Consider the following 23,455-nt stretch of genomic DNA (forward strand, 5'->3'; position numbering starts at 1 on the left):
GCGAATTTTTCGCGTCACATTCTCTGTAAGGGAAACCCGTCAGAACAAAGCACCTCTCCACTGCATGAAATCATTGAGATACCGCTGCTTTATCCTCTGGCCACGATCTTCTGAGCGCCGCATAGGAAATAAGGAAGTTTGCAAGCCAACCTGCCGGGACTGCAAGCCAAACAAAAGCAATGCCAAAACGCGGTGCACAAATCAAGGCAACAGACAAGCGGATTGCAAGGTTTACCATATTTGCAATAAGAAACGGCCGCATGATTCCAAGTCCGCGAAGAACGCCATCCGTTGCCATCTTGATGCCCATGAAGATGAAAAAGTAACCAAGCCATCTCATATAATCACCGGACACCTGATAGGCCAACGCGGTTCCGTCTTTTCCCAAGAACAACGCGGAAATCTGTGTGTGCAGTGTTTCGATGACCACGAAAGCAAGAACCGCAAAGCATAGATCCAACACCAGTGCAGCATGATAACCTTTTTTGATACGCTCAAGTTTCTTTGCGCCAAGATTCTGGGATACAAACGGCGAAACTGCATTGCCGATGGATACGAAGATCAGCGAAAAAACATTTTCTACCCGCATCGTTGCCGCATACCCGGCAAGTGCCTGTGTGCCGAAGGGATTTACCACTGCCTGCACGATCATCATACCGATAGACACTGTGGACTGCTGCAAAACCGATGGTACCGCAATGCGAAGCGTGGAATACAGCTCCTGCCGGTCGAACCTGCGAAAGGAGCTCTTGTATTGCCGCATCCGAGACAGAAAGATCAAAAACGAAAACACGGCAGAAATTCCTTGTGCGATCAAGGTCGCAAGGGCTGCACCAAACACCCCCAGACCAAGACCGGCCACCATCCAGAGATCCATAAAAATATTCAGGATAGATGAGAATATCAGCAGTCCCAACGGAATTTTGGATTCACCGATGGAAGTGAACATGGTGGAAAGAATGTTGTACATGAATAGAAACGGGAAACCCACAAAGTAGACACGCAGATACAATACTGCTTCTTCCAATATATCGGCAGGGGTCTGTAATCCGTTCATCATGAAATGGGAAAAGCAAAAGCCAAAGACACCAAGGACAACGCTTAAGATCAAAAAGCTGATCAGGGACGTTGACACAATGGTTTTCATTTTACCATAATTTTTTGCACCAAAATAGCGGCTTACAAGCACACCTGCGCCCACACCAGCACCAAGCGCCACACAAATAAAAACATTGGTCAGTGCAGCACAAGCACCAACAGCCGCAAGTGCCGAGGAGCCAACAAATTGACCAACGATTATGGAATCGGCCATATTGTATACTTGTTGAAAAAAGCTGCCAAGGATCATCGGCAGCGCAAAAACAGTCAGCGCTTTAAGGGGTGGATCTGTGATCAAATATTCATCTTTCGACATGATTATATTCCTTCCCAAAATCGTTTATCGCAAATTTTATCGCAAGTCAAGAAATGAGTGCAGCATTCAAACGGCATCTTTGCAATATGCAATTCACTGCTGCTGCATTAAAAAGTTGAATTGCTATAAAATCGACCAGACAGCCTTAATGGGAAGTGCGAAGGCTTCTCACGCTGGTGGTTTGGCGAGTGCAGCCGGTGCCGCTTTTACTCCGCAGCCTGCTTTTCTGCGCGGGCCTTCATCCGCTCCAGCTGGGCGGTGCGCTGCTTCTCCCAGCGGTCAAGGGAGGCGTCATCCGGCATCTGGAGACAGCGGGCGTAGCTCCAGTGCAGGCCGTCGCGGCGGGCAAGCTTGTACCGCTGGAATACGCCTTTGCCTGCAGCGCTGCCGCTGCCGGCGCACCGGGGGCACTGGCTCAGGGTGTACCAGCTGTTGCTGCCCTTTTTCAGCCACACATCGTCCGGCTTGAGCGGTGCACCGCACTCCGGGCAGTTCATGGTGTAAATTTTGGGGTCGGTGCGCCAGGTGTACTGCTCCACGTAGCCGTGGAACACCTCAAAATCCCGGTAGTCGCCGGGGGCCGGGCACAGGCTGGCCCGCAGGGCTTCGTCCTCGGTGGGGTAGGCCGCAAGGCCCGCCCGCAGGTCCAGCAGACGGCAGACATCGGCGGTGTACAGCGTATCGGAAAGTGCATCGTGGAACTGCCGCTCCATGGGGATACCCATACGGGTGACCACGCTTTCCAGCGTCATGCCCTCGCCCTCCTTGCGGGGGTGCTCCCGCAGGAACACCTGCTGCAGGTCGTACCAGACGGTGGGCCTGGACTCGTCAATATTGCACAGGTAAAGGTTCTGCTTGAGCACGGGCACATCGTCCATGCCCCACTCAGCAAACTCGGCGTCCGGGCCGCACCACTGCATAAAGCGGCGCAGGCCCTGCACGATGGGCTCACCCTTGTCCAGATCGGCCTGCGTCAGGCCGGTGACTTTCGCGATGTGGTGCTGCAGCTTGCGGAAGATGCGGGGGCGCAGATGGATGGAAAAGGTATCCAGCACGTTGGCGTCCTCGTCGATCTTTACGGCGCCGATCTCTACGATCTCGCCCCGGAAGGTCTGCTGCACGCCGTGGTAATTAAAGGTATACGGCTGGTAGCCGATGTTCCATTCCAAATCAAATAAAACCAGATTGCGCGGCATTGTTTTGTGTTCCTCTCGTTACTTTAAAATAAACTTCTCCACGGCCTCAGCCACGCCGTCGTGATCGTTGTCGGTAGCGGTCACATAATCGGCGCAGTCCTTTACCGGGCCCTCGGCGTTCTGCATCGCCACGCCCACACCGGCGTAGGCGATCATGGAGCGGTCATTCAGGCCGTCGCCGCAGGCCATCAGGTTTTCGCGGGTCAGGCCCATGCGCTCCAAAAGGGCGGCAAGGCTGCCGTCCTTGGCCACGCCCAGCGGTACGGCTTCAATGAAGAAGGGGCTGGAGGGGTACAGGTCGATGCGGCCATCGAACTGCTGCCTGCCTGCGGCCCACACTTCGTCCCGGCGGGCAGGGTCCAGTGTGATGAGCATTTTGCAGATGGGGTAATCCACATACTTTGCCAGATCGTCCACGCCGGTCATGGGCAGCTTGCAGGTAAAGCATTCGCGCAGTGCCCACTTGTCGTCCGGGTGCTCGGTGACAACGCCCTCTTTATTATAGGTGATAATGGTCACGTTCTGTGCGGCGGCAAAGGCGCACAGCTCGGGTACGTACTGGGCATCCAGCTGTTTCTGGTACAAAGTCTCGCCGCTGCGGCAGTCGATGATCTTGCCGCCGTTGTAAGAAAGGATGCAGCCGCCCTTTTTATCCAGCCCCAGTTCCTTTGCCAGCGGCAGCACGCCCGCGGTGGGACGGCCGGATGCCAGCACGATGGTAACGCCCTTTGCAATGGCGGCATCCAGTGCAGCCCGGGTGCGGGGCGTGACTTCCTTTTGGCTGTTGGTCAGGGTGCCATCCAGATCCAGTGCCAGAACTTTGATCTCTGCCATATAAAATCCTCTCAATTTATATAAAGGTAAAAAAGCACTTACTCTTTTATTGTACAATGAAATGCGTCCGATTTTCAACCCTTCCGGTGAGGTTTGTGGAAAAAGAGCGCCGCCTGCACAGGATTTTACATCATTTTCCGGGTTTTTACGTTGAAGGTGCAGCGCACGCACCGGTTTTACCAAAGCTTTGCGGCGGCATGGTTTTTCCGCAGGCGGCGGTGCGCTACAATAAAGACGTTCCCGAAAGACAAAAAACGGTGCCTGAGGCAGGCCCGCCGCATTTGATTGGATAAAAAGAGAGGATCACGTTATGAAAGAAAATAAGATCTCCCGCCGCAGTTTTCTGAAGTTTGGTGCAGCCGCTTCCGCTGCCGGCATGATGGCCGCAGCACCCGTGGCTGCAAGTGCAGCCCAGCCGGACGCCGCTGCTGCCGAGGATGAGGAGAACGGCCTGCTGGACCTGTTCAAGAAACCCAAGTACATCTTCCTGTTCATCGGTGACGGCATGGGCACCGCCCAGATCCAGTCTGCCCGCTTCTACAAGGGCACCGTGGACAACAACGGCGCTGTGACCGAGGCCGACCTGAGCTTCACCGGCTTTCCCACCGTGGGCAGCGTGACCACCTACGACAGCACCTCCTTCTGCCCGGACTCCGCTTCCACCGCAACCTCCATTGCTACCGGCCACAAGACGGAGAGCGGCGTCATCAACATGTGCCCCTGGACCCGCGATGTGCCCTATGAGACCATTGCCGAAAAGCTGCACGCCCAGAAGGGCTACAAGGTGGGCGTCATCTCCTCGGTCAACATCGACCACGCCACTCCCGCCGCCTTCTACGCTCATCAGAAGACCCGCAAGAACTACTACCAGATCGGCGTGGAGCTGGCAAACTCCGGCTTTGAATACTTTGCCGGCGGCGAGTTCCAGAAGGTGAACGGCGACGGCACCGGCCCCAACAACCACGAGGTGGCTGTTCAGGCCGGATACAATGTGGTCACCACGCAGGCAGGCGCTGCCGCCCTGACCGCAGGCGCAGGCAAGACCCTGATCATTGCCGAGAATCTGGCAGACGGCAAGGCCATGAACTACGCCATGGACGCCGCTGCAGGCGAGTGGCAGCTGACCGATTACGTCAAGAAGGGCATCGAGCTGCTGGATAACCCCAAGGGTTTCTTCCTGATGACCGAGTCCGGCAAGATCGACTGGGCCTGCCACGCCAACGATGCCGCTGCTTCCATCCACGATGTGCTGGAAATGAGCAACGCCGTGCAGGCAGCTGTGGAGTTCCAGAACAAGCACCCCAACGAGACCCTGATCCTTGTCACCGCTGACCACGAGACCGGCGGCATGGCCATCGGCTACAAGACCACCAACTACGACACCTTCCTGACCAATCTGGCTCACCAGAAGATGTCTTACGCAAAGTTTGATTCCACCTATGTGCAGAACTACATCGCTAACAAGACCCCCTTTGAAGCTGCCATGCAGGATGTGAAGGCAAACTTCGGTCTGACCCTGCCCACCGACCCGGATGCCGCCAACGCCGGCAAGCTGCTGCTGACCGACTACGAGGTGCAGAACCTGCGCACCGCCTACGAGCGCACCCTGAAGGTCGGCTCTGCCAGCCAGAAGGAAATGTCTCAGCAGGACTACGAGCTGTACGGCACCTACATCCCCTTCAGCATGGCCATCTGCCACACCATCAACCATAAATCCGGCATGGACCACACCACCTACGCTCACACCGGTGCCATGGTGAACGTCTACGCCAACGGCGTGGGTGCGGAGAAGTTCGGCGGCGTGTTCGACAACACCGAGATCTTCCACAAGCTGGCCGACCTGACCAAGGTCAAGTAAAGCTTCACCAGACTGATTTTCCACATTTTTCCCGGATAAAGTAAAACCTCCCTGCTCTGGAACCGCAGCGACTGCGGCCGGGCAGGGAGGTTTTGCGTTGATTATGCTGTTTGCCTTTGCGGCTCCGCCGGTGAAAAAACAAATCGGGAAAGTCCGCAGACTTTCCCGATTTGTAATTTAGAAAATGATTCCGCTGAATATGGCCAGAGCAAAGCGGAGGCCATTCAAAATTTAATTGTTGATCTCCGGGAAGCCCTCCAGCTTGCTGGTGCAGTGGGGGCAGCGCACCGCCTTGATGGAGATCTCGCTCTGGCAGTAGGGGCACACCTTGGTGGTGGGCTCTGCGGGAGCTTCCGGCTCAGCAGGCTTCTTGTGCAGGGAGTTGACGAACTTGATGACCACGAACAGCACGAATGCTACGATGAGGAAGTTGATGACGGCATTGATAAAGGAACCGATGCCGATCATCACATCGCCCACATGGATGCCGACGTCCGAGAAATCGGCGTTGAAAAACAGGCCGATGGCGGGATTGATGATGTCGTTTACCAGTGAGTTGACGATGGCGGTAAAAGCACCGCCGATGACAACGCCGACTGCCATGTCCAGCACATTGCCGCGCATGGCAAAGGCCTTGAACTCTTCAAAAAACTTTTTGATGCCCTTCACTTCTTTTTCTGCCATAAGAAAATCCACTCCTTTACTCCCTTTATGCCGCGAGGGAGCATATTTGCTTCTATGATAGCGGATTTTTGGCGTGATTGCAAGGGAAAATGACAGCCTCAGCCCGCTTTTGGCAAAAAATAAAACGGGAAAGCCCGCAGACTTTCCCGTTTTGCAAGGATGAAACAGTTCTTACTTTTCCGGTGCAGTAAAAGCGATGGGGGTAGCACCTGCAGCGGCATCCACACTCAGCAGGGAGATGGGAGCGACCTCGTAGTGCAGGGTCTCAAAGCTCTGGGTCTGGCCGTCCTCGGTGGTGAACTCCAGAATGTAGGTCACGTCGGACTGCTTGTCAGCTTCCACGTCGCGGGTGATGACGATGTTCTCGCCGTCAGCCAGACCGTTCTCACCGGCCAGATTGTCGCCCTTCTCGTCGCTGCCTGCATCGTACAGGTACAGCTCGGTGACGGCAGAACCGGTGGTGTTGTACACAGTGTACTCAGCGGTGGTGGGCTCAGCTGCTTCGCTGGAAGCAGCCTCAGAGCTTGCAGCCTCGGAAGAAGCGGCAGCAGAAGAAGCCACAGAAGAGGAAGCGGCGGTGGAGGATGCAGAAGAACCGCAGGCGGTCATGCCAACAGCCAGTGCTGCAGCGGCAGCAACGATCGCAATGTTCTTGAGTTTCATGTGAAATATACTCCTTTGAAATTTCTTCGTATTCAGATCAACCAACAGGGTGTGATGGATGATGAAGACGATTATACGGGAATTTCGACAAAAAATCAAGACGCTTGTGTGCATTTTCAACGATGAAACAGGAACTGTTACCAATTTGACATGAAATTGGAACATTTTAACGTGAGTTCACATGAAGCAAAGTTTTGCAGGAAAGGCCGCTTGCCGCTTCGTAAAAAACAGCCCCATGCAGACTTTGGCCTGCACAGAGCTGTCTGGTCGGAAGATTAAGGAAAGCGCAGCACCAAATGGTCTTACTTGGGCTGGCGGCCGATGTAAGCCAGAATGCCGCCGTCGGCGTACAGGATCTGGCCGTTCACAAAGTCGGAAGCGTGGCTTGCAAGGAACACGCAGGGACCCACCATGTCGTCCGGCTCACCCCAGCGGCCTGCGGGGGTCTTGGCGGTGATGAACTGGTCGAAGGGGTGGCGGCTGCCGTCCGGCTGCACCTCCCGCAGGGGTGCGGTCTGGGCAGTGGCGATGTAGCCGGGGCCCATGCCGTTGCACTGGATGTTGTACTCGCCGTACTCGGAAGCGATGTTCTTGGTGAGCATCTTCAGTGCACCCTTGGCGGCGGCGTAGGCAGAGACGGTCTCGCGGCCCAGCTCGCTCATCATGGAGCAGATGTTGATGATCTTGCCCTCGCGCTTTTCCATCATGTCCGGCAGAACGGCCTTGGCGCAGTTGAAGGCACCGCCTACATGCACGTCGATGACCCGCATGAAGTCGGCGTGGCTCATCTCGATCATGGGCACCCGCTTCATCAGACCGGCGTTGTTCACCAGAATGTCCACAGGGCCCACCTCGGCCTTGATCTTTGCCACCATGGCGTTCACAGCGTCCTCGTCGGACACATCGGCAACATAGCCGTGGGCGTCGATGCCGGCAGCCTTGTAGGCGGCAAGACCTTTCTCCAGACTTGCCTCGGAGGAGCAGTTGAAGCAGACGGTTGCACCGCACTGGGCCATGCCCTCGGCGATGGAGAAGCCGATGCCGTGGGCACCGCCGGTGATCAGAGCAACCTTGCCCTGCAGGTTGAACGCGGAAAGATCCATGATTTTCTCCTTCTCAAGTTAAATAACCCTCTCAGTCTGCTTCGCAGCCAGCTCCCCCGAAGGGGGAGCTTTTAGATACGTTGAGGAAAGATGGATAAAAACCTCGCCCTTCGGGAGAGGTGGCATCGCGCAGCAATGACGGAGAGGGTTCAAGTTAAATTTTTAGCAAAAAGCCCCGTACCGGTTACCCGGTACGGGGCTTTTGAATGGTGCTTTTTAGCGCAGGTCAGTGGTAGCGATGTTGTCCATGTCGTCAAACTCCATGTTCTCGCCGCCCATTGCCCAGATAAACGTATAGTTCGAGGTGCCTACGCCGCTGTGGATGCTCCAGGAGGGGCTGATGACAGCATCCTCGTTGTGCATCACGATGTGGCGGGTCTGGGTAGGCTCGCCACACATGTGGAACACCACCTGCCCCTCGGGCAGTTCAAAGTAGGTATAAATCTCCATGCGCCGCTCGTGGGTGTGGCTGGGCATCGTGTTCCAGTTGGAACCGGCGTCCAGTTCGGTCATACCCATGCTCAGCTGGCAGGTCTTCAGCACATCCGGGTGGATGAACTGGTTGATGGTGCGCTTGTTGCAGGTCTCGACGCTGCCCAGAGGACGGTGATTTGCATCAGCCATCTTGATCAGGCGGGTCTCGTAAGAGCAATGTGCGGGAGCGGACACCATGTAGAACTTGGCGGGATGCTCCGGGTCGGCGGAAGCAAAGGTGACTTCCTTGGTGCCCTTGGTGATGTACAGGCAGTCCTTGTAGCCCAGCTCGTACTTCACGCCGTCGGCCACCACGATGCCGGTGGAATCCTTGCCGATGTTGAACATGCCGATCTCGCGGCGCTCCAGAAAGTAGTGGGTGCCGAAGTTTGCCCACACATCGATGCCCTTGTCGATGGACACGGTCTCGTGCACCGGCATGCAGCCCAGCGTGACCATACGGTCCACATGGCTGTACACAGCAACGACCTCATCGGCCTTGTACAGGCCGGTGATGAGCATTTCGTCCCGCATTTCCTCAGTGGTATAGCGCTTGAAATCCTTCTGGTTGCAGGAGTAGCGGATATCCATTGTGGACTCCTTCCTGCAATTAGCGCTGGATACGGCCGGAACCGTCGCCACCAGCCAGCTTCTCGACCTCGGACACGGTCATCATGTTGTAGTCGCCCTCGATGGAGTGCTTCAGAGCAGAAGCAGCAACAGCGAACTCAACAGCTTCCTGAGTGGTCTTGCCGGTCAGCAGGCTGTAGATCAGGCCGCCGCCGAAGGAGTCACCGCCGCCAACGCGGTCGATGATGTGCAGGTCGTACTTCTTGGAGAAGCAGTACTCATTGGAAGCAACGTCGTACAGCATAGCGCTCCAGCCGTTGTCGAAGGCGCTGTGGCTCTCACGCAGGGTGATAGCGACCTTCTCGAAGTGGAACTTGTCAGCCAGCTGCTTGGCAACGCTCTTGTAGCCCTCAGCATTCAGCTTGCCGCCGTAGATATCGGTAGCCTCGGCCTCGATGCCGAACACGTCCTTTGCGTCCTCCTCGTTGGAGATGCAGACGTCAACATACTGGCACAGGTCGGTCATGGCAGCGCGGGCCTGCTCACGGGTCCACAGCTTGCCGCGGTAGTTCAGGTCGCAGCTGATCTTCACGCCGTGTGCCTTAGCAGCCTTGCAGGCCTCGCGGCAGATCTCGACGACATTCTCGCCCAGAGCCGGGGTGATGCCGGTGAAGTGGAACCAGTCCACGCCCTCGAAGATCTTATCCCAATCAAAGTCGGAGGGCTGAGCCAGCTGGATGGCGCTGTTGGCACGGTCGTAGATGCAGACGGAACCACGCTGAGAAGCACCCTTCTCGTTGTAGTAGATGCCAACGCGATCGCCGCCGCGGGTGATCATGCTGGTGTCAACGCCATAGCGGCGCAGGCTGTTGACAGCGGCCTGACCGATTGCGTGTGCGGGGAGCTTGGTGACGAAGGCTGCGTCCAGACCGTAGTTGGCCAGAGAAACAGCAACGTTAGCCTCGCCGCCGCCGAAGCTGAACTCCAGGCTGTTAGCCTGAACGAAACGCTCGTAGTTGAAGGGCTGCAGACGGACCATCAGTTCGCCAAAAGTAACAACTTTCATTGGATATTCTCCTTTTATTTACAGGTGTTTATGACCTTCTGCTGCGGGGCATCCCCGGCGCAGCAGGGTTTTCACGGATAGGGGAGCCGGAGCTCAGGCCTGGACCAGATGGAATGCGAAGCCGCCGATCTCGTCTGCAAAGTAGCAGGCGATGGTCTTGCCGTTCTTCACGTTCTTGCTGTCCAGATCGAACTTCACGCCGCGCTGAGACAGGTGGTAGATGGCACGGTCGACGTTGTTGCAGCCGATGGCGATGTGGCCATTGGTGCCGCGGCCGGGCTTCTTCATGATCTCAAACTCCTTGTTGCCCACATAGATGCTGGAATTGCCGGGAGCGACCTTCATGTTCAGCAGGCTGCCGATGAGGTTTGCCATCTTCATGGCCTCTTCCTCGTTCTCGGTGTTGATGCCGACGTGCATCAGCTTCAGGCCCAGCATGGTGTCAACCGCTTCCTTGCTCTGAGCGGTGATCTTAGCCCAGTCGTGAGCCTTGATCACGTCGCTCTTGCACATCCAGGTGCCGCCGACAGCAAAGATCTGGTCGTAGCCCAGATAGTCGTTGACGTTCTTTGCGTTGACGCCGCCGGTGCACATCCAGCGTGCGCTCTTCAGGGCTGCGCCGATGTTCTTCAGCATGCCGACACCGCCGTTTGCCTCAGCGGGGAAGAACTTCAGGGCCTCGCAGCCCATGTTCATAGCCTGCTGCATCTCGCCTGCAGAGCAGGTGCCGGGCATCATGATACCGCCCTTGTCGATGACGTGCTTGCAGACCTCGGGGTCAAAGCCGGGAGCAACGATGAAGGATGCGCCTGCTGCCATTGCACGGTCAGCCTGCTCGGTGGTCAGGACAGTGCCTGCGCCCAACAGCATCTCGGGCATCTCCTCGTGGATCTTGCGGATGCAATCCTCAGCACATGCGGTGCGGAAGGTGACCTCAGCTGCGGGCAGACCGCCGTCAGCCAGAGCCTTGCACAGGGGCAGGGCTTCATCAACGCTGTTGAAAGCGATAACAGGGATAATGCCGATCTGATAGACCTTTTCTACGATGGGATTCATAAATGCATTTCTCCTTTTTGAATTTGACTTTCTCGGTGCGCGTGGGCTGCCGTTTGGGCATGGTGCACCCATCGTGCGCTTGTAATATTAGTATAAACGACGGAAACAAGTTTGGTAATGCTCAACAAGCACAATGTTTTGCATAATAGCTTGTATACATTGCACAAAAATGACGAATGACCTGAAAAGCAGGGCCGTTTTGCCCCGGTTTGCCCCTGTTTACTCAGATGCCGAGCTTCCGGAACAGCTCTGCAACGCCGTCGTGATCGCAGTCGGCCTCGCTCACAAGGTCGCCCAGCGCCTTGATCTGGGGCATGCCGTTTGCCATCACGGCGGCAATGCCCGCCTTTTCCAGCATGGCGCGGTCGTTCTCGCTGTCGCCCACCGCCAGAGTATTCTCGTGGGGGATGCCCAGCCGGTCGGCCAGAGCCAGCAGGGCGCTGCCCTTGTCCACACCGGCAGCGGTCACTTCAATGTTGTCCGGCGAGCCCTGCACCACCTCCACGCCCGGGGTGGCCTGAAATCCCGGCAGAGCGGCGGCGGTCTTTTCGATGCTGTCAAAGAACATGCACAGCTTCTCGATCTCGTGGGCGTGGCGGGACATCCAGCTCTCGATGCCGGGGATGACGGTAAAGCGGCCGTCGGTCAGGTCCTGCCGGGCCTCGGAGGAGAGAAAGTGGGTGGTGCGGGAGGCAAGCTTTGCGATGCCCTCCGGCGTTTTGATGGCAAGACCATTGCAGAACACGCTCAGTTCACCATCGTACTGCTGGAACAGGGCAAAGACCTCCCGCGCAGTCTCCGTCGGCATCAGACGGTGCAGCAGGCAGGTGGGCTCACTGGTATGGCGCTGGGCGGCATTGGAGTAGCGGCTGTATACAGCACCCATGGGGTCGTCACCCAGATCCCACACGGCCGCACCGTTGGAGGTGATGGCATACCGGATGCCGGGCAGCTTTGCCACCACAGGCGGCAGGCTGGCCAGCGGACGGCCGGTGGCAGGCACCACGGCCACGCCGTGCGCCACAGCGCGGGCGATGGCTTCGCGGGTGGCAGGGGTGACTTCGTTGTTCCGGCTCAGCAGAGTGCCGTCCAGATCCAGCGCAACAAGGCGGACAGAAGGAAAGCTTTGCAACATAAAGGCTCCTTTTATAATCGGTACAATTTTCACAGGAAAAAGCTCTCTGTCTATTTTATCGCACCGCAGGAGTTTGCGCAAGATGGCGGGATGTGGTATAATCATACGTCAACACATTGAAATTATAGGAGAAATACCATGAATCGCAAGCAGCTGCGGGCCCAGTGCCGCCCGCATTTGTGGTTTCAGCTGTACTGGGTGGTGTACCTCATCTGGTTCTTCTGGCTGGACCTTACCATCACAGATCCCAAATACATCATCCACAGCAGGATCGACGACCGGATCCCCTTCAACGAGTGGTTCATCTTTCCGTATTGCAGCTGGTTTCTGCTGCTGGCCGGGGTGACGGCGCTGCTGTGGTGGTGCGACACTCAAAGCTATGATAAGCTCTGCCTGACCATGTTCTCGGGCATGACCTTCTGCCTGATCCTCTATATGCTGCTGCCGAATGGCTTGGAACTGCGCCCCACGGCAGAAGATGTAGAGCGCAGCAACATTGCCATGAGCATCCTGAATCTGATCTGGAAGGCGGATGCATCGGTGAACGTGTGCCCGTCCATCCACTGCCAGAGCTCGGCCTGCATGGCGCTGGCCTTCACCAACAGCCGTCTGGCAAAGGACCGCCCGGCCCTGAAGGTGCTGGCATGGGTGTGGGCGGCGCTGATCTGCGCTTCCACGGTGTTCACCAAACAGCACTCCATCATAGATGTGGTGTGCGGTCTGGCCGTGGCCTTCGTGTGGGTGCCGGTGGTGTACCGCCCTGCAGGAAAATGACCAAAAGCCCCCGGCCGGGGGCTTTTCTTGCGCACGGGCGCGGACAAATGGACAAAACAGAGAAAAAAATGGGCGATTTTTAGTTGCCGTTACACTTGACAGCCGCCAGCAGGTTGGGTAATATGGTCTTACAACTTCAATACTAGTATATCAATTCTTCACCCTGAAGGGAGAGAGACCGTATGGCATCACTGAGTGCGCGTGAAATGGCCTACCAGACCCTCCGCAGCCGGATCATCACCATGGAACTCAAGCCCGGCGACCCACTGAATGACCGTGAACTGGCAGAGGAGCTTGGCATCAGCCGCACCCCCATGCGGGAGGCACTGCTGATGCTCAATCTGGCCCGCATGGTGGACATCAAGCCCCAGAGCGGGACCCATGTGGCACCCATCAATCTGCGGCTGATGGAAATGGAGCAGTTTGCCCGCTTTACGCTGGAAAAGGAGATCCTGAACCGGCTGCGCGGCCATGTGACGCCCCAGCAGGAAGCGGAATACCGCAGGAACATCGAGGACTACCGCGTGCTGGAAGCAGATCTGACCCAGCCTGACCGCCCCACCCGGCTGCTGGAGCTGGACAATGCGTTCCACCGCAGATCCTTTGAGCTGATCGGGATGGCGGCGCACTATGACTACATGCTTGCCAGTCTGCAGCATGTGGAGCGCATCCGCAAGTTCAGCCTGCAGACCGAGGAGAACAAGTCGGTGTGCGCCACCCATACAGCGATCCTGGAAGCGCTGCTGCACGGCAGCCCGGACGATGTGAGTGAAGCACTGGAAAGCCACCTGAGCCGGTACAAGCAGTCGGTGGCGCAGGCACGCAGCATCCATCCGGAATACTTTATCGATGAATGACAAGCCGGGAGGGCCTGCTGCGAAGGCAGGCCCTCTTTTGTGCGAAAATATAAAATATTTGAATCACTTGAATCCAGTTATTGACCGAAACAGCGTTTTGCGGTAAAATCGGAGTACAACAGGGCATGGCATCATGCCGGTTCCCGATGCAGCGTGCCGGTGGGTACGGCTGCGTGATCCTTTGAAAGACAGGAGGTCTTATACGATGAAGGCCAAACGATTGATATCCTTTGTGCTGGCAGCGGCATTCATGCTCAGCGCAGCAGCAACACCGGTGTTCGCTGCCGCCGCACTGCCGCAGCAGACCGCAGCAGTGGAACAGGAAAACGGAATAGTGTCCATCCGGATCAAGGCTACGGGCAACCTTGTCTATGGTTCGGATTATAAACTGGAAGTGCAGACCACCCCTGCCGATACCCAGTATATCGGTGTCGTTGTGGGTATTGGCGGCGAGGCAAACGGCTATGTGACGCTGATGCTCTCAGATAAGATCCGCACCCTGCTCAAAATGATCCCCCTGCCGCGGGTGATGTCCAAGACGCCAGATCAGGTGGAAGAGTTCAATGTGTACAATTACCTCAAGCAGCTGATCGACGGCAACGACGTCGGCGTGCTGCTGCGGGTGGCCGATGAGGTCGTCTCGGTGATGGATGTGCTGCACTTCTATGTGCCCACCATCGATCAGGTGTCCAACGGCCTGCGTCTTGCACTGAACCTGATCCGCAAGTATCTGCCGGAGGGGGCATTCAGCCGCATTTATCTGGACGAGCAGCCGGTGGATTCCGGCAACTATGTGGCGGGTGCGCTGGCGCTGGAAAGCAGCGATATGAACACGGCAGGCTTTGCCATGTTCCGCATCAAGCCCAAGCGCGACGGTGTGCGCATGTACTGGGCCCAGCAGGCAGAACAGGCAATGACCGCCGAAGAGCTGGAAGCCTTCAACGAAGCAGCCGTGCTGGAGGTGGATGGTCAGGTGGTGCCCACCGACAAGATCCGCTATACCTATAAGAAACAGGGCTGGTTCACCGAGAGCACCAGCGAGCTGCCCACCAAGCCGGGCACCTATACGCAGACGGCAGAGATCGGCGGCAATTACAACTGCAGCAAGATCAGCCGCAATATCATCGTAAAGTAATGCTGTAACAAAAACAAGGCCCCGCACCTTTTAGGTGCGGGGCCTTGCTGTATCCTGCGGAAAAAATGGATCACATGCGGAACCGGAAGGCCCAGCCGCCGCAGCAGCAGTTGCACAACAGGTTCAGCAGGATCATGCTCCAGCACCACTGCATCAGGCCGCCGGGGCGTGCGTAGGTGGTCTGGGTGGTGCGGTAGGTCTGGCCGGGGTTCTGCATCCGGCGCAGGTGCATCTGATATTCGGTGTTATTGGGGTCCAGCTGCACGGCGCGGCGGGCATCCTGCAGCGCATCGATGCGGTTGCCCAGACCCTGATTGGCAAGGGAGGAAAGATAATACCACCGTGCATTGCGTCCGGTCATGCCGTCCAGCACCCGGCGGGCCTCCGCGTAGCGGCCATTGACCACAAAGTTGCGGGCGGCCTGCATTTCCGGGCTGTCGGAGCCGGAGTAGCTGGCGCCCTGCTGGCCGTAGCCCTGCTGCTGCCCGCCGAAGCCGAACCCGAAGCCGAACGGGTCGAAGCCGTCAAAACCATCAAAGCCGCCAAAACCGCCGTAACCGTTCTGGTAGCCCTGCTGCTGATAGCTCTGCTGGCCGTAGCCCTGCTGGTAGCTGCCGTAGGGATTGCCGCCCTGAGGGCCGGTCTCGCCTTTGGTGATGGCGTCATAAGCCGCCTGCACCTCTTTGAAGTGCTCTTCGGCGGTGGGGTCGTTGGGGTTCAGGTCCGGGTGCCAGCGCTTGCATTTGGCGCGGTATGCTTTTTTGATCTCGTCATCGCTTGCGCCGCGCGAAACGCCCAGCACCTCATAGGGATCTCTCATGGATATACTTCCTCACGTCTCATTTCATGCAGCCGCCATTGCGGCATAACGTTTATAGTCTACCGTATTGCCGTGCAAAAATCAAGCAAAACCGCTCAAGACTGCCGTTTGCGGGCATCCTTTGCGGTCTTGCAGTTGTATTTGAGCCATACGCCGGAATACAGGATGTTGCGCAGCAGGTCTGCATCCTCTACACAGGGCAGACGCTCAAAGCTGTGGGCGCATTGCGCCAGCAGCAGCTCAAAGATCTCCTTCATTTCCTCTTCATAGCCGGGCTGGGTGCTCAGGCTTTTCAGCGGATTGTAGGCACCTTTGCGCTGATCGCGCTTCAGATCGTCGTAGGCATCCAGCAGGTAGATGAATTTGCCCAGATGGAAGCCGATGCTGCGCAGCTCCGGCGACCAGTGATCCTGCCTGTAATCGAACAACTCAGCCATCAGCGCGCCAAAGCAGCCGGACACTGCGTCCAGATCCTCGCTACCGGCAGCTTCGTATCCGGCCAGCCGGTCAAGGCAGGTGCGGATGGCGCTGCACTGACGGGGCCAGCGGCTCTCGGCGTCCTGTTTGCAGCCGGTAAGCAGCTTTTCGTATCCGAGGCCCAGCAGGCTGCGGTCGTCCTTCCATTTATCCTCGGCGTTGTAGTAGTGCAAAGCTACGCTCAGATCTGCACAGTAATCGGTGGGGGAGGCCGCCCGCCATTCCACACCGCCCAAGGGGTGGATGGGGCACCGGTCGTGGCCGGAAGAAGCTTCGGTCTCGCCCTCGTACAGGCTGCACAGCAGCAGATTCAGAAAGGTGAGATCATAGCTCAGGGTAAAGCGACCCCGCAGGCCATGCAGTGCATCGATGCGGCGGCACAGCCCGCAGTAGGCGGTGCGGTAGCGCTTCTGCGCCTCGTCCGAAAGCGCAGCCTGATTGGGAACAACATAACCAAACATGTCCGGTCAACTCTTTTTGATGAACTGGGTGCCGCAGCGGGGGCAGGAAATCTGGATACGGCCCCGGCCCCGGGGCACGCGCAGCTTCTGGCGGCACTTGGGGCAGCGGTAGTAGTGGTAGATCTTACGGTTGGCCCACTGATCTTTCAGGGAGTGGAACTTGCGGTCGATGCGGTCCTTCAGGGTGTAGTACTGGTAATTTTCCTCGGTGCGCTTGGAAATATTGCGGCTGAGGGAACGGTAGTAGCACAGGATCAGCAGCGCCAGACCCAGCCAGGTGAACAGGCTGAAGCGGGTGAGCAGCGAGAGCAGCAGCAGCACGATGGAGGCCATGCTCAGAAACTGGTTCAGGCCATCGGTGCCGTAGCGGCCGATCATAAACTGACGGAATTTTTCTTTCATAAGTCCTGCATCCTTTTGTTTTGGAATCAAAGCGGAAAGCGGGATGTGCCCGCTGTTATTTTACATTTCTTAGGATACCAGCCAACCATGATGAAATTTTGAACAGAGTGCAAATCTATCATGAAGGGACGGAGATTAACCGTTCTCCCGGCTGCGGATGGTCAGGACGGCGTCGGTGTCCAGCGCACCCTCCATGCGGCAGTGCAGCACGGCGCGGCCCGCCTCGCCGGTGGTGGCAAGGTAGGTGCCTGCCATGCCGCCGCGCAGCGGCACCACGCTGGGACCGATCGATCTTCAGCGGGCCGTCCACACGCAGCTGGACAGCCTCGCCGCAGTAGGGCAGCAGGTTGCCGTTCTGGTCGATGGCACGCAGGCTGACAGCCGCGCAGTCCCATGTGGGACCGTCGGTCAGGATGGGATTGTGCACGGTGCATTCCAGCCGGACGCTCTGCACCGGCTCCCGCACCACTGTGCCCACGACCCGGCCGTGCCAGACCGCCTCAAAGCGGTACACGGGGCTGGGGCTGCCCAGAATGCCGATGTATTTGCAGTACATGCGGGCCACTTCGTTCCAGCTCAGCCGCAGCGAGAGCATCCGCGCCTTGGAAAGCGGCGAAAGCTCCATGGCGCATCGGCGCATATCATTCAGGATGGCCGCAACGGCCTGAGCGGAAGGCGAGTCCATGCCCTCGTACTTTTCCAGCAGAGAGCCTACAAAATCGTTGATCTCAATGGGCGGGTGCGGCATGGCGGCAAAGCGGCCGTGCCGGTCGGGCGAGAACGCGGCAATGTAATCGTTGCCGCGGTACAGCCGCACGCTTTCGGCATTGGTGAACACCCAGCAGGCCGTAGGCGCGCCGCCGGGCAGATCGCCCAGCGCCATGCCGGAAGAGACCTCCAGCACGATGTCCGAAGGGGAACGCGGCGTCTTCTGGCTGGCGTACACGGCTGCGGAAAGCTTTGGGTTGCGGAACATGTCCAGCATGCCGTGGTAGCAGATGCGGTCGCCGCTGCCAAATTCCCGGTGGGTGTTGTAATCGGCCATGCACCAGCCAAAGCTGCCGGCCACGCCCTGCTGCGCGATGGAATCGTTCAGCACGGCGGCGGTGCGCAGCGCCTGCACCAGCCGATGGGTCTCGTCGTCAAAGGATTTGGTAGGCATCTGCTGCCCGCCGAATTCGCTGATCAGGTAGCCCTTGCGGGTGTCGGGGGTCACTGCGGCGCGGGCTTCACAGGCGGCACCGCGGCCCCGGCAGGAGTAGTCGTTGTAGGCGTACACATCCTCCAGAAGCTGGCTTTTGCGGTGGTTCCGTGCACCTGCCGTGGGGCGGGTGGGGTCCAGCCGGTGGATGGCCTCATTGGTGCGCTTATAGAAAGCTTCGTCGTCGCCGCTGCCGTTCACCCGGGCACCCCACAGAAAAATGCTGGGGTGGTTGCGGCACTGGCACACCATTTCGCGGCAGTTCTGCAGGGCCTGCGCCTTCCAGCTCTCATCGCCGATGTACCGCCAGCCGGGCATTTCGGTAAACACCAGCAGGCCAAGCTCATCGCAGGCGTCCAGAAATGCAGGGCTCTGGGGGTAGTGGCTGGTACGCACTGCGTTGCAGCCCAGATCTTTTTTCAGGATCTGAGCGTCCAGCCGCTGGATGCTGTCCGGCATGGCATAGCCCTGATAGGCAAAGCTCTGGTGGCGGTTCAGGCCGCGCAGCTCCACCCGCTGGCCGTTCAGATACAGCCCGCCTGCCACGAACTGCACGGTGCGGAAGCCGAACCGCACCGTCTTTTCGTCCAGCACGCGGTCCGGCAGACCGGCAGAGCCGGGACGGATCAGCTGCACCGTGAGGGTGTACAGGGTGGGATGCTCGACGCTCCACGGATGCACGCCGTTCAGCACGCCGGTGATGGGCAGTGAAAGCTCGCCGCTGTAGGCGGCGCGGCTGCCGGAGGGGCTGCGGATCTCGGCCTGCAGGGTGCAGCCCACGGTCTCGCCCACGGTGGAGGTATAGATGCGGAAATCGCCTTCGGCCTTTGCCTCAATGAACACATCCCGCAGGTAAGCGGGCTCCTTGATGTCCAGACTGACAGCACGGTAGATGCCGCCGTAGGTCAGATAATCGATCTGCCCGCCGAAGGGAGGAATGTTCAGGTAGTCCTCGCGGCTGTCGCAGCGCACGGCCACCACGTTTTTCTGGCCGAAGTGCAGTGCGCCGGTCAGGTCCACCGTAAAGGCGGTGTAGCCGCAGCCGTGGTGGAACAGCCGCCGCCCGTTGCAGAACACGGTAGCATCGTGGGCAATGGCACCGAAGGTGAGCAGCACGGTGCGGCCCTCCCACTCTCTGGGCGCAAAAAATTCCCGCCGGTAGCCGCACAGACACTGGTATTCATTTTCACTGCAATAGTTGTAGGGCAGCACCCGCACGGTATGGGGGATGCGCACCGGCTCCAGTTCCAGCTCGCATTCCGGCCGCACCAGTGCCGGGTCGAACCGGGGCGTGAACAGCCAGCCTTCATTCCAATCGTAGTGTTCCATAGCAGCGCTCCATCTGATAAAATCACTTTACATCTTATAGTAACATAAAGATATGAACGAAAAAAGATACGGAAGGCGCTTGGAAAAGGTTTTTTGCTGTTTTTGGCACGAAAAGCAGAAGAGTGCAAACAAAAACTGCGTTCCGTGCAGGCCCTGCTGTCTTTTCTGCATAAAAAAGCACACCGGGAAGCTCTGCGGAACTTCCCGATGTGTAAACTGCGGAAAAACGTTTTCTTACCGGATAAAGTTGGTCATGGGCCGCTTGGGGTTCTGCGGGTGCTCAATACCGGCGGCTTTTCCGGCTTGGATGCAGTGCAGCAGCCAGGCCATGTTGCGGCCCAGCTCCTGCATCACGGCACAGCCCTCGGCGTCCTGCAGGACCTGCTCGGCGTTGGAGCCATGCACCATGGCCCAGTAGGAGCCGTTCACCAGCGGCATGTGGAAGAACTGCGGGTACTTCACCAGCTGGTCCAGCGTGGTGGTGGTACCGGCGCGGCGTGCCGAGCAGCAGATGGCGGCAGGCTTGTAGGCCAGATATCTGCCGCCTGCGTAGGCAAGGCGGTCCATGAAGCTGGTCATGTTGCCGGTAGCGGATGCATAGTGCACCGGGCTGCCGAACACAAAGCCGTCAGCGGTCTTGGCCTTCTCGATGGCTTCGTTGACCACGCCGCCGAACACGCAGCCATTGCCTGCGGCACAGCCGCCGCAGCCGATGCAGCCGCCTACGGGCTTGCCGCCGACATGCAGGATCTCGGTGTCCACACCGGCGTCGTTCAGTTCCTTTGCGATGAGAGAAAGGGCGGTATAGGTGCAGCCCTTTTCGTGGGGGCTGCCGTTGATGAGCAGAACTTTCATGCAGATACTCTCCTTTTGGTGTCCAGAATGCGCCGCAAAAGCCCGGCGCTGCCGGTTTTATTGTAGCACAAACCGACAGGCGGCGCAACGCGCGGCTCTTGACAAGAATATGCAGTTGGGTGATAATAAAGTGATACAAAAATGTGTTTGCAGCTGTATCTTCCGGCTGCAAGGAGGAGGAGAGAGAACATGCGCGTGATCGCAGGAGAAGCCCGGGGCCGCAGTCTGGAGGCCCTGCCGGGAACAGATGTGACCCGGCCCACCCTTTCGCAGGTAAAAGAGGCGATGTTCAGCATCGTCCAGTTCGACCTGCCCGGCGCACGGGTGCTGGACCTGTATGCGGGCAGCGGCCAGCTTGGCATTGAAGCACTGAGCCGCGGCGCGGCGCGCTGCGTGTTTCTGGACGAGAACCGCGAGGCAGTGAATATCATCATGCGCAACTGCAAGGCCTGCGGCGTGTTCGACCGCAGCCGCGTCAATATCGGCGAGGCTGCGCGGTATCTTTCCGCCTGCCGGGAGCAGTTCGACATCGTACTGCTGGACCCGCCCTTCCGCAATGGTACGCTGGAAAAGATCCTGCCGGCGGTGGACAAATGCACCGCACCCGGCGGCATCGTGCTGTGCGAGAGCGAGACGGGCATCGTGCTGCCGGCCGAGGCAGGCGGCCTGACCCTGCGCAAGCAGTACAAGTACGGCAGAGTGCTGCTGTGGAAGTACACAAAGCCTATGCAGCCGGCCGGTGATGAGCAGAAGGGAGAAGCACTATGAATGTGAACGAACTTTTGGATACCATTGAGGATGCACTGGAGGAAGGCGCAAATGTCCCTCTGTCCGGCGGCAAGAAGATCGTGGACGTGGAGCAGATCCGTGATCTGCTGGACGAGATCCGCGCAAACCTGCCCGGTGAGCTGCGGCAGGCCCAGCAGATCGTGAATGACCGCGCTCAGATCGTGGAAACGGCCAACGCGCAGGCACAGGTCATCGTGAAAAAGGCGGAGGAAAGAGCCCGCATCCTGACCAGCGAGGCGGAAATCGTAAAGGCGGCGCAGCAGCGTGCCGCGGAGATGACCACCGCAGCCCAGAATGAGGTGCGCACCCTGCGCCAGACCGTGACGGACTACTGCGACAATATGCTCCGCAACACCGAGGAGACCATGGTGGAAAATGCGGCACAGGTGAAAAATGTGCGGGCAAATCTGCGCCAGAATGCCAAGAAAAACGGATAAACTGCGGCTGCATGATATGACACCGCAGCAAAAGCGCCGGACAGCCGGGCAGAGAGGCTCTGCACCCACAAGCTCACACACAAATTACACATCCCCGGAATAACAAAGCCCCTGCAGGCAAAAATGACGGCTGGCAGGGGCTTTTTTTGTTACATTTTGCAGGAAAAACGAAAACGGAAACCCTTGCATTCAAGGGCTTGATTTGCTACAATAAAGTTGTGTCATCGGGTGAAAGCGTGCACTGCGCGCACAGCCCTCTGATGCACAAAGCCATGAACGAAGAAAGGAGGCCGTACCGATGGAACTTGAAACACAAGCAGCCTTTGACCCGGCCTCGTTTGAGCATATCCCGGTCCTGCTGAACGAGTGTCTGGAGGGTCTTGCCATCGACCCGGCCGGCACTTATCTTGACGGAACGGCGGGCGGCGCGGGACATTCCCGCCAGATCGCCCTGCGATTGGATGCGGCAAAGGGCGGACGCCTGATCTCGCTGGATCAGGACCCGGATGCCGTGCAGACCGCACGTTCCCGTCTGGCGGGCCTGCCCGCTACGGTGGTGCAGATCAACTTCCGCTATGCGGGACAAGCTCTGGAAAGCCTTGGCATCGACAAGATCAACGGCGCACTGCTGGATCTTGGCGTTTCCAGCCATCAGCTGGACGATGCAGCCCGGGGATTTTCCTACCGGGCAGATGCACCGCTGGACATGCGGATGAGCCAGCAGGGCGAGACGGCGGCAGACCTTGTGAACACCGAGAGCCGCGAAGAGCTGGCACGCATCCTGCGGGATTACGGCGAGGAGCCATTTGCATGGCAGATCGCAGGCAGGATCGTGGAAGCAAGAGAAAACGCTCCCATTGAAACGACCCTGCAGCTGGCAGACATCGTGGCCAGCGCCATGCCGCCGGCAGAACGCCGCAAGAACAAGAACCCTTCCCGCCGCACCTTTCAGGCGCTGCGCATTGCAGTGAACCATGAACTGGATGCGCTGGAAGAAGGGCTGGATACCATTTTTGATCACCTTGCGCCGGGCGGCCGGCTGTGTGTGATCACCTTCCACTCGCTGGAGGACAGACTGGTGAAGAACAAATTCCGCCGCTGGTCCACAGCCTGTACCTGCCCGCCGGAGTTTCCGGTGTGCGTGTGCGGGGGCAAGGCAAAAGCAAAGCTTGTCACCCGCAAGCCCATTGAGGCAAACAGTCAGGAACTGGAGGAGAACCGGCGCAGCCGTTCTGCCCACCTGAGAGTTTTGGAAAAATGCTGAACAGAATACCTGTTTTGTGAGGAGGAGAGCAAGCCATGGGTCAGGCAGCATATGATTATAACGCAGTGCGGCGCAGAAAAGCCCCGCAGACACAGCGCAAGGCGAACCTGCGTGTTGCAAAGGGCGGCAAGCGCCGTCTTACGCCGCTGCAGGCAGCGGTGCACAATGCCATGCATCTGGTAGCAGCTGCGCTGCTGGTGGGCTTTGCCATCAGCCTGCTGTGGAGCGAATCCCAGCTGGTGGAGCTGAACGATCAGATCCAGGATGCAAAGGCACAGCTGGTGAGCGAGCAGAGCCAGTATACTTATTACAACAGCACCCTGAACAGCAAGACCAATATCACCAGCGTGGAGGAAACCGCCGGGCGTCTGGGCCTGATGAAGATCGACCAGAGCCAGATCACCTACATCCGTCTGGGCGAGAGCGATACGCTGGAGCGTACCCAGTCCGCGGTGCGGCAGTGGACCGACTTTATCTATAACGGAGCAGTGAACATTCTTGGCACCATAAGGTGAATCAGGTACGGGAAAGCGTGCGGCGGCGCACGCTTTTTCGGTTTTATGCCCCCTTTGCAAAAAAACTTCAAATCCAATAAAAGTGC

General features: G+C 58.1%; 24 protein-coding genes. 9 read left to right on the plus strand and 15 right to left on the minus strand.

Annotated features, from left to right (window positions below; translation table 11 throughout):
- Positions 1-70: 70 nt before the first annotated feature.
- The 3 genes from ACKXF7_RS06120 to ACKXF7_RS06130 all read right to left on the minus strand — a co-directional run bounded on the left by ACKXF7_RS06120 (position 71) and on the right by ACKXF7_RS06130 (position 3,444).
- Entirely contained in the window at positions 71-1,414 is a 1,344-nt protein-coding gene (locus tag ACKXF7_RS06120) for an MATE family efflux transporter (protein ID WP_423742422.1), read from the minus strand.
- A 206-nt stretch (positions 1,415-1,620) separates the two neighbouring features.
- The gene (locus ACKXF7_RS06125) at positions 1,621-2,610 is read right to left on the minus strand and encodes a 3'-5' exonuclease (protein WP_348584900.1); all 990 of its coding nucleotides are present in this window, start codon (positions 2,608-2,610) and stop codon (positions 1,621-1,623) included.
- Positions 2,611-2,628: 18 nt separating this feature from the next.
- Positions 2,629-3,444: a Cof-type HAD-IIB family hydrolase gene (locus ACKXF7_RS06130; protein WP_423742423.1), complete on the minus strand. Its 816-nt coding sequence runs from the start codon at positions 3,442-3,444 to the stop codon at positions 2,629-2,631.
- 95 nt (positions 3,445-3,539) lie between these two features.
- Here ACKXF7_RS06130 and ACKXF7_RS06135 point away from each other — a divergent pair, with 95 nt between their 5' ends.
- A complete protein-coding gene (locus tag ACKXF7_RS06135) occupies positions 3,540-3,737 on the plus strand; it encodes a hypothetical protein (protein WP_423742424.1) in 198 nt (65 codons plus the stop codon).
- 17 nt (positions 3,738-3,754) lie between these two features.
- A complete protein-coding gene (locus ACKXF7_RS06140; RefSeq protein ID WP_423742425.1) occupies positions 3,755-5,302 on the plus strand; it encodes an alkaline phosphatase in 1,548 nt (515 codons plus the stop codon).
- A gap of 231 nt (positions 5,303-5,533) precedes the next feature.
- Here ACKXF7_RS06140 and mscL read toward each other — a convergent pair whose 3' ends face one another.
- From mscL to ACKXF7_RS06175, 7 genes are all read right to left on the minus strand, one after another.
- A complete protein-coding gene (gene mscL, locus ACKXF7_RS06145) occupies positions 5,534-5,986 on the minus strand; it encodes a large conductance mechanosensitive channel protein MscL (protein WP_249237400.1) in 453 nt (150 codons plus the stop codon).
- A gap of 171 nt (positions 5,987-6,157) precedes the next feature.
- Positions 6,158-6,649: a cytochrome C gene (locus ACKXF7_RS06150; protein WP_423742426.1), complete on the minus strand. Its 492-nt coding sequence runs from the start codon at positions 6,647-6,649 to the stop codon at positions 6,158-6,160.
- A 302-nt stretch (positions 6,650-6,951) separates the two neighbouring features.
- Positions 6,952-7,752: a gluconate 5-dehydrogenase gene (locus ACKXF7_RS06155; protein ID WP_423742427.1), complete on the minus strand. Its 801-nt coding sequence runs from the start codon at positions 7,750-7,752 to the stop codon at positions 6,952-6,954.
- 216 nt (positions 7,753-7,968) lie between these two features.
- Positions 7,969-8,817, minus strand: coding sequence for a 5-dehydro-4-deoxy-D-glucuronate isomerase (gene kduI, locus ACKXF7_RS06160; protein ID WP_249237397.1), 849 nt, complete (start codon positions 8,815-8,817; stop codon positions 7,969-7,971).
- A 19-nt stretch (positions 8,818-8,836) separates the two neighbouring features.
- Positions 8,837-9,862, minus strand: a complete 1,026-nt coding sequence (locus ACKXF7_RS06165; RefSeq protein ID WP_418267260.1) for a PfkB family carbohydrate kinase — start codon at positions 9,860-9,862, stop codon at positions 8,837-8,839.
- Positions 9,863-9,955: 93 nt separating this feature from the next.
- A complete protein-coding gene (gene eda / locus ACKXF7_RS06170; RefSeq protein ID WP_348584906.1) occupies positions 9,956-10,918 on the minus strand; it encodes a bifunctional 4-hydroxy-2-oxoglutarate aldolase/2-dehydro-3-deoxy-phosphogluconate aldolase in 963 nt (320 codons plus the stop codon).
- Between the two features lie 223 nt (positions 10,919-11,141).
- Positions 11,142-12,053, minus strand: coding sequence for a Cof-type HAD-IIB family hydrolase (locus tag ACKXF7_RS06175; RefSeq protein WP_423742428.1), 912 nt, complete (start codon positions 12,051-12,053; stop codon positions 11,142-11,144).
- A gap of 138 nt (positions 12,054-12,191) precedes the next feature.
- Between ACKXF7_RS06175 and ACKXF7_RS06180 the strand changes: the two genes are divergently transcribed.
- From ACKXF7_RS06180 to ACKXF7_RS06190, 3 genes are all read left to right on the plus strand, one after another.
- Positions 12,192-12,827: a phosphatase PAP2 family protein gene (locus ACKXF7_RS06180; protein WP_423742429.1), complete on the plus strand. Its 636-nt coding sequence runs from the start codon at positions 12,192-12,194 to the stop codon at positions 12,825-12,827.
- A 182-nt stretch (positions 12,828-13,009) separates the two neighbouring features.
- Complete coding sequence (locus ACKXF7_RS06185) at positions 13,010-13,684, plus strand: GntR family transcriptional regulator (protein WP_339395063.1); 675 nt, start codon at positions 13,010-13,012, stop codon at positions 13,682-13,684.
- A gap of 205 nt (positions 13,685-13,889) precedes the next feature.
- Positions 13,890-14,819: a hypothetical protein gene (locus ACKXF7_RS06190; RefSeq protein WP_339395064.1), complete on the plus strand. Its 930-nt coding sequence runs from the start codon at positions 13,890-13,892 to the stop codon at positions 14,817-14,819.
- A gap of 70 nt (positions 14,820-14,889) precedes the next feature.
- On the opposite strand, the gene ACKXF7_RS06195 is transcribed toward ACKXF7_RS06190, so the two are convergent.
- The 5 genes from ACKXF7_RS06195 to ACKXF7_RS06215 all read right to left on the minus strand — a co-directional run bounded on the left by ACKXF7_RS06195 (position 14,890) and on the right by ACKXF7_RS06215 (position 20,364).
- A complete protein-coding gene (locus ACKXF7_RS06195; protein ID WP_423742430.1) occupies positions 14,890-15,639 on the minus strand; it encodes a DnaJ domain-containing protein in 750 nt (249 codons plus the stop codon).
- 95 nt (positions 15,640-15,734) lie between these two features.
- Positions 15,735-16,577: a DUF5685 family protein gene (locus ACKXF7_RS06200; protein WP_423742431.1), complete on the minus strand. Its 843-nt coding sequence runs from the start codon at positions 16,575-16,577 to the stop codon at positions 15,735-15,737.
- Positions 16,578-16,583: 6 nt separating this feature from the next.
- A complete protein-coding gene (locus ACKXF7_RS06205) occupies positions 16,584-16,979 on the minus strand; it encodes a hypothetical protein (protein WP_249237388.1) in 396 nt (131 codons plus the stop codon).
- Between the two features lie 118 nt (positions 16,980-17,097).
- Positions 17,098-19,509, minus strand: a complete 2,412-nt coding sequence (locus ACKXF7_RS06210; RefSeq protein WP_423742432.1) for a glycoside hydrolase family 2 TIM barrel-domain containing protein — start codon at positions 19,507-19,509, stop codon at positions 17,098-17,100.
- 234 nt (positions 19,510-19,743) lie between these two features.
- Positions 19,744-20,364: a flavodoxin family protein gene (locus ACKXF7_RS06215; RefSeq protein WP_249237385.1), complete on the minus strand. Its 621-nt coding sequence runs from the start codon at positions 20,362-20,364 to the stop codon at positions 19,744-19,746.
- A 189-nt stretch (positions 20,365-20,553) separates the two neighbouring features.
- Here ACKXF7_RS06215 and rsmD point away from each other — a divergent pair, with 189 nt between their 5' ends.
- From rsmD to ACKXF7_RS06235, 4 genes are all read left to right on the plus strand, one after another.
- The gene (gene rsmD / locus ACKXF7_RS06220) at positions 20,554-21,132 is read left to right on the plus strand and encodes a 16S rRNA (guanine(966)-N(2))-methyltransferase RsmD (protein WP_249237384.1); all 579 of its coding nucleotides are present in this window, start codon (positions 20,554-20,556) and stop codon (positions 21,130-21,132) included.
- Positions 21,129-21,590, plus strand: a complete 462-nt coding sequence (locus ACKXF7_RS06225) for an ATPase (RefSeq protein ID WP_423742433.1) — start codon at positions 21,129-21,131, stop codon at positions 21,588-21,590. Before rsmD ends, ACKXF7_RS06225 begins: the two co-directional genes overlap by 4 nt.
- A gap of 298 nt (positions 21,591-21,888) precedes the next feature.
- Positions 21,889-22,854 (plus strand): 16S rRNA (cytosine(1402)-N(4))-methyltransferase RsmH, encoded by a 966-nt coding sequence (rsmH, locus tag ACKXF7_RS06230; protein WP_348584914.1) that lies wholly within the window; start codon positions 21,889-21,891, stop codon positions 22,852-22,854.
- A gap of 35 nt (positions 22,855-22,889) precedes the next feature.
- Positions 22,890-23,369: a cell division protein FtsL gene (locus ACKXF7_RS06235; protein ID WP_423742434.1), complete on the plus strand. Its 480-nt coding sequence runs from the start codon at positions 22,890-22,892 to the stop codon at positions 23,367-23,369.
- Positions 23,370-23,455: the final 86 nt, after the last annotated feature.

Origin of the sequence: Faecalibacterium sp. 7 (assembly GCF_049562865.1) — a bacterium.
Lineage (GTDB): Bacteria > Bacillota > Clostridia > Oscillospirales > Ruminococcaceae > Faecalibacterium > Faecalibacterium wellingii.

Excerpts from the sequence above, each read along its gene's own strand:
- ACKXF7_RS06155 (WP_423742427.1), bottom strand. The coding sequence starts at position 7,752 with ATGGATCTTTCCGCGTTCAACCTGCAGGGCAAGGTTGCTCTGATCACC.
- ACKXF7_RS06195 (WP_423742430.1), bottom strand. The coding sequence starts at position 15,639 with ATGAGAGATCCCTATGAGGTGCTGGGCGTTTCGCGCGGCGCAAGCGAT.
- ACKXF7_RS06225 (WP_423742433.1), top strand. The coding sequence starts at position 21,129 with ATGAATGTGAACGAACTTTTGGATACCATTGAGGATGCACTGGAGGAA.
- mscL (WP_249237400.1), bottom strand. The coding sequence starts at position 5,986 with ATGGCAGAAAAAGAAGTGAAGGGCATCAAAAAGTTTTTTGAAGAGTTC.
- ACKXF7_RS06235 (WP_423742434.1), top strand. The coding sequence starts at position 22,890 with ATGGGTCAGGCAGCATATGATTATAACGCAGTGCGGCGCAGAAAAGCC.
- ACKXF7_RS06150 (WP_423742426.1), bottom strand. The coding sequence starts at position 6,649 with ATGAAACTCAAGAACATTGCGATCGTTGCTGCCGCTGCAGCACTGGCT.
- rsmD (WP_249237384.1), top strand. The coding sequence starts at position 20,554 with ATGCGCGTGATCGCAGGAGAAGCCCGGGGCCGCAGTCTGGAGGCCCTG.
- ACKXF7_RS06175 (WP_423742428.1), bottom strand. The coding sequence starts at position 12,053 with ATGTTGCAAAGCTTTCCTTCTGTCCGCCTTGTTGCGCTGGATCTGGAC.
- ACKXF7_RS06120 (WP_423742422.1), bottom strand. The coding sequence starts at position 1,414 with ATGTCGAAAGATGAATATTTGATCACAGATCCACCCCTTAAAGCGCTG.
- ACKXF7_RS06165 (WP_418267260.1), bottom strand. The coding sequence starts at position 9,862 with ATGAAAGTTGTTACTTTTGGCGAACTGATGGTCCGTCTGCAGCCCTTC.
- ACKXF7_RS06215 (WP_249237385.1), bottom strand. The coding sequence starts at position 20,364 with ATGAAAGTTCTGCTCATCAACGGCAGCCCCCACGAAAAGGGCTGCACC.
- eda (WP_348584906.1), bottom strand. The coding sequence starts at position 10,918 with ATGAATCCCATCGTAGAAAAGGTCTATCAGATCGGCATTATCCCTGTT.
- ACKXF7_RS06190 (WP_339395064.1), top strand. The coding sequence starts at position 13,890 with ATGAAGGCCAAACGATTGATATCCTTTGTGCTGGCAGCGGCATTCATG.
- rsmH (WP_348584914.1), top strand. The coding sequence starts at position 21,889 with ATGGAACTTGAAACACAAGCAGCCTTTGACCCGGCCTCGTTTGAGCAT.
- ACKXF7_RS06130 (WP_423742423.1), bottom strand. The coding sequence starts at position 3,444 with ATGGCAGAGATCAAAGTTCTGGCACTGGATCTGGATGGCACCCTGACC.
- ACKXF7_RS06200 (WP_423742431.1), bottom strand. The coding sequence starts at position 16,577 with ATGTTTGGTTATGTTGTTCCCAATCAGGCTGCGCTTTCGGACGAGGCG.
- ACKXF7_RS06125 (WP_348584900.1), bottom strand. The coding sequence starts at position 2,610 with ATGCCGCGCAATCTGGTTTTATTTGATTTGGAATGGAACATCGGCTAC.
- ACKXF7_RS06205 (WP_249237388.1), bottom strand. The coding sequence starts at position 16,979 with ATGAAAGAAAAATTCCGTCAGTTTATGATCGGCCGCTACGGCACCGAT.
- kduI (WP_249237397.1), bottom strand. The coding sequence starts at position 8,817 with ATGGATATCCGCTACTCCTGCAACCAGAAGGATTTCAAGCGCTATACC.
- ACKXF7_RS06140 (WP_423742425.1), top strand. The coding sequence starts at position 3,755 with ATGAAAGAAAATAAGATCTCCCGCCGCAGTTTTCTGAAGTTTGGTGCA.
- ACKXF7_RS06210 (WP_423742432.1), bottom strand. The coding sequence starts at position 19,509 with ATGGAACACTACGATTGGAATGAAGGCTGGCTGTTCACGCCCCGGTTC.
- ACKXF7_RS06185 (WP_339395063.1), top strand. The coding sequence starts at position 13,010 with ATGGCATCACTGAGTGCGCGTGAAATGGCCTACCAGACCCTCCGCAGC.
- ACKXF7_RS06180 (WP_423742429.1), top strand. The coding sequence starts at position 12,192 with ATGAATCGCAAGCAGCTGCGGGCCCAGTGCCGCCCGCATTTGTGGTTT.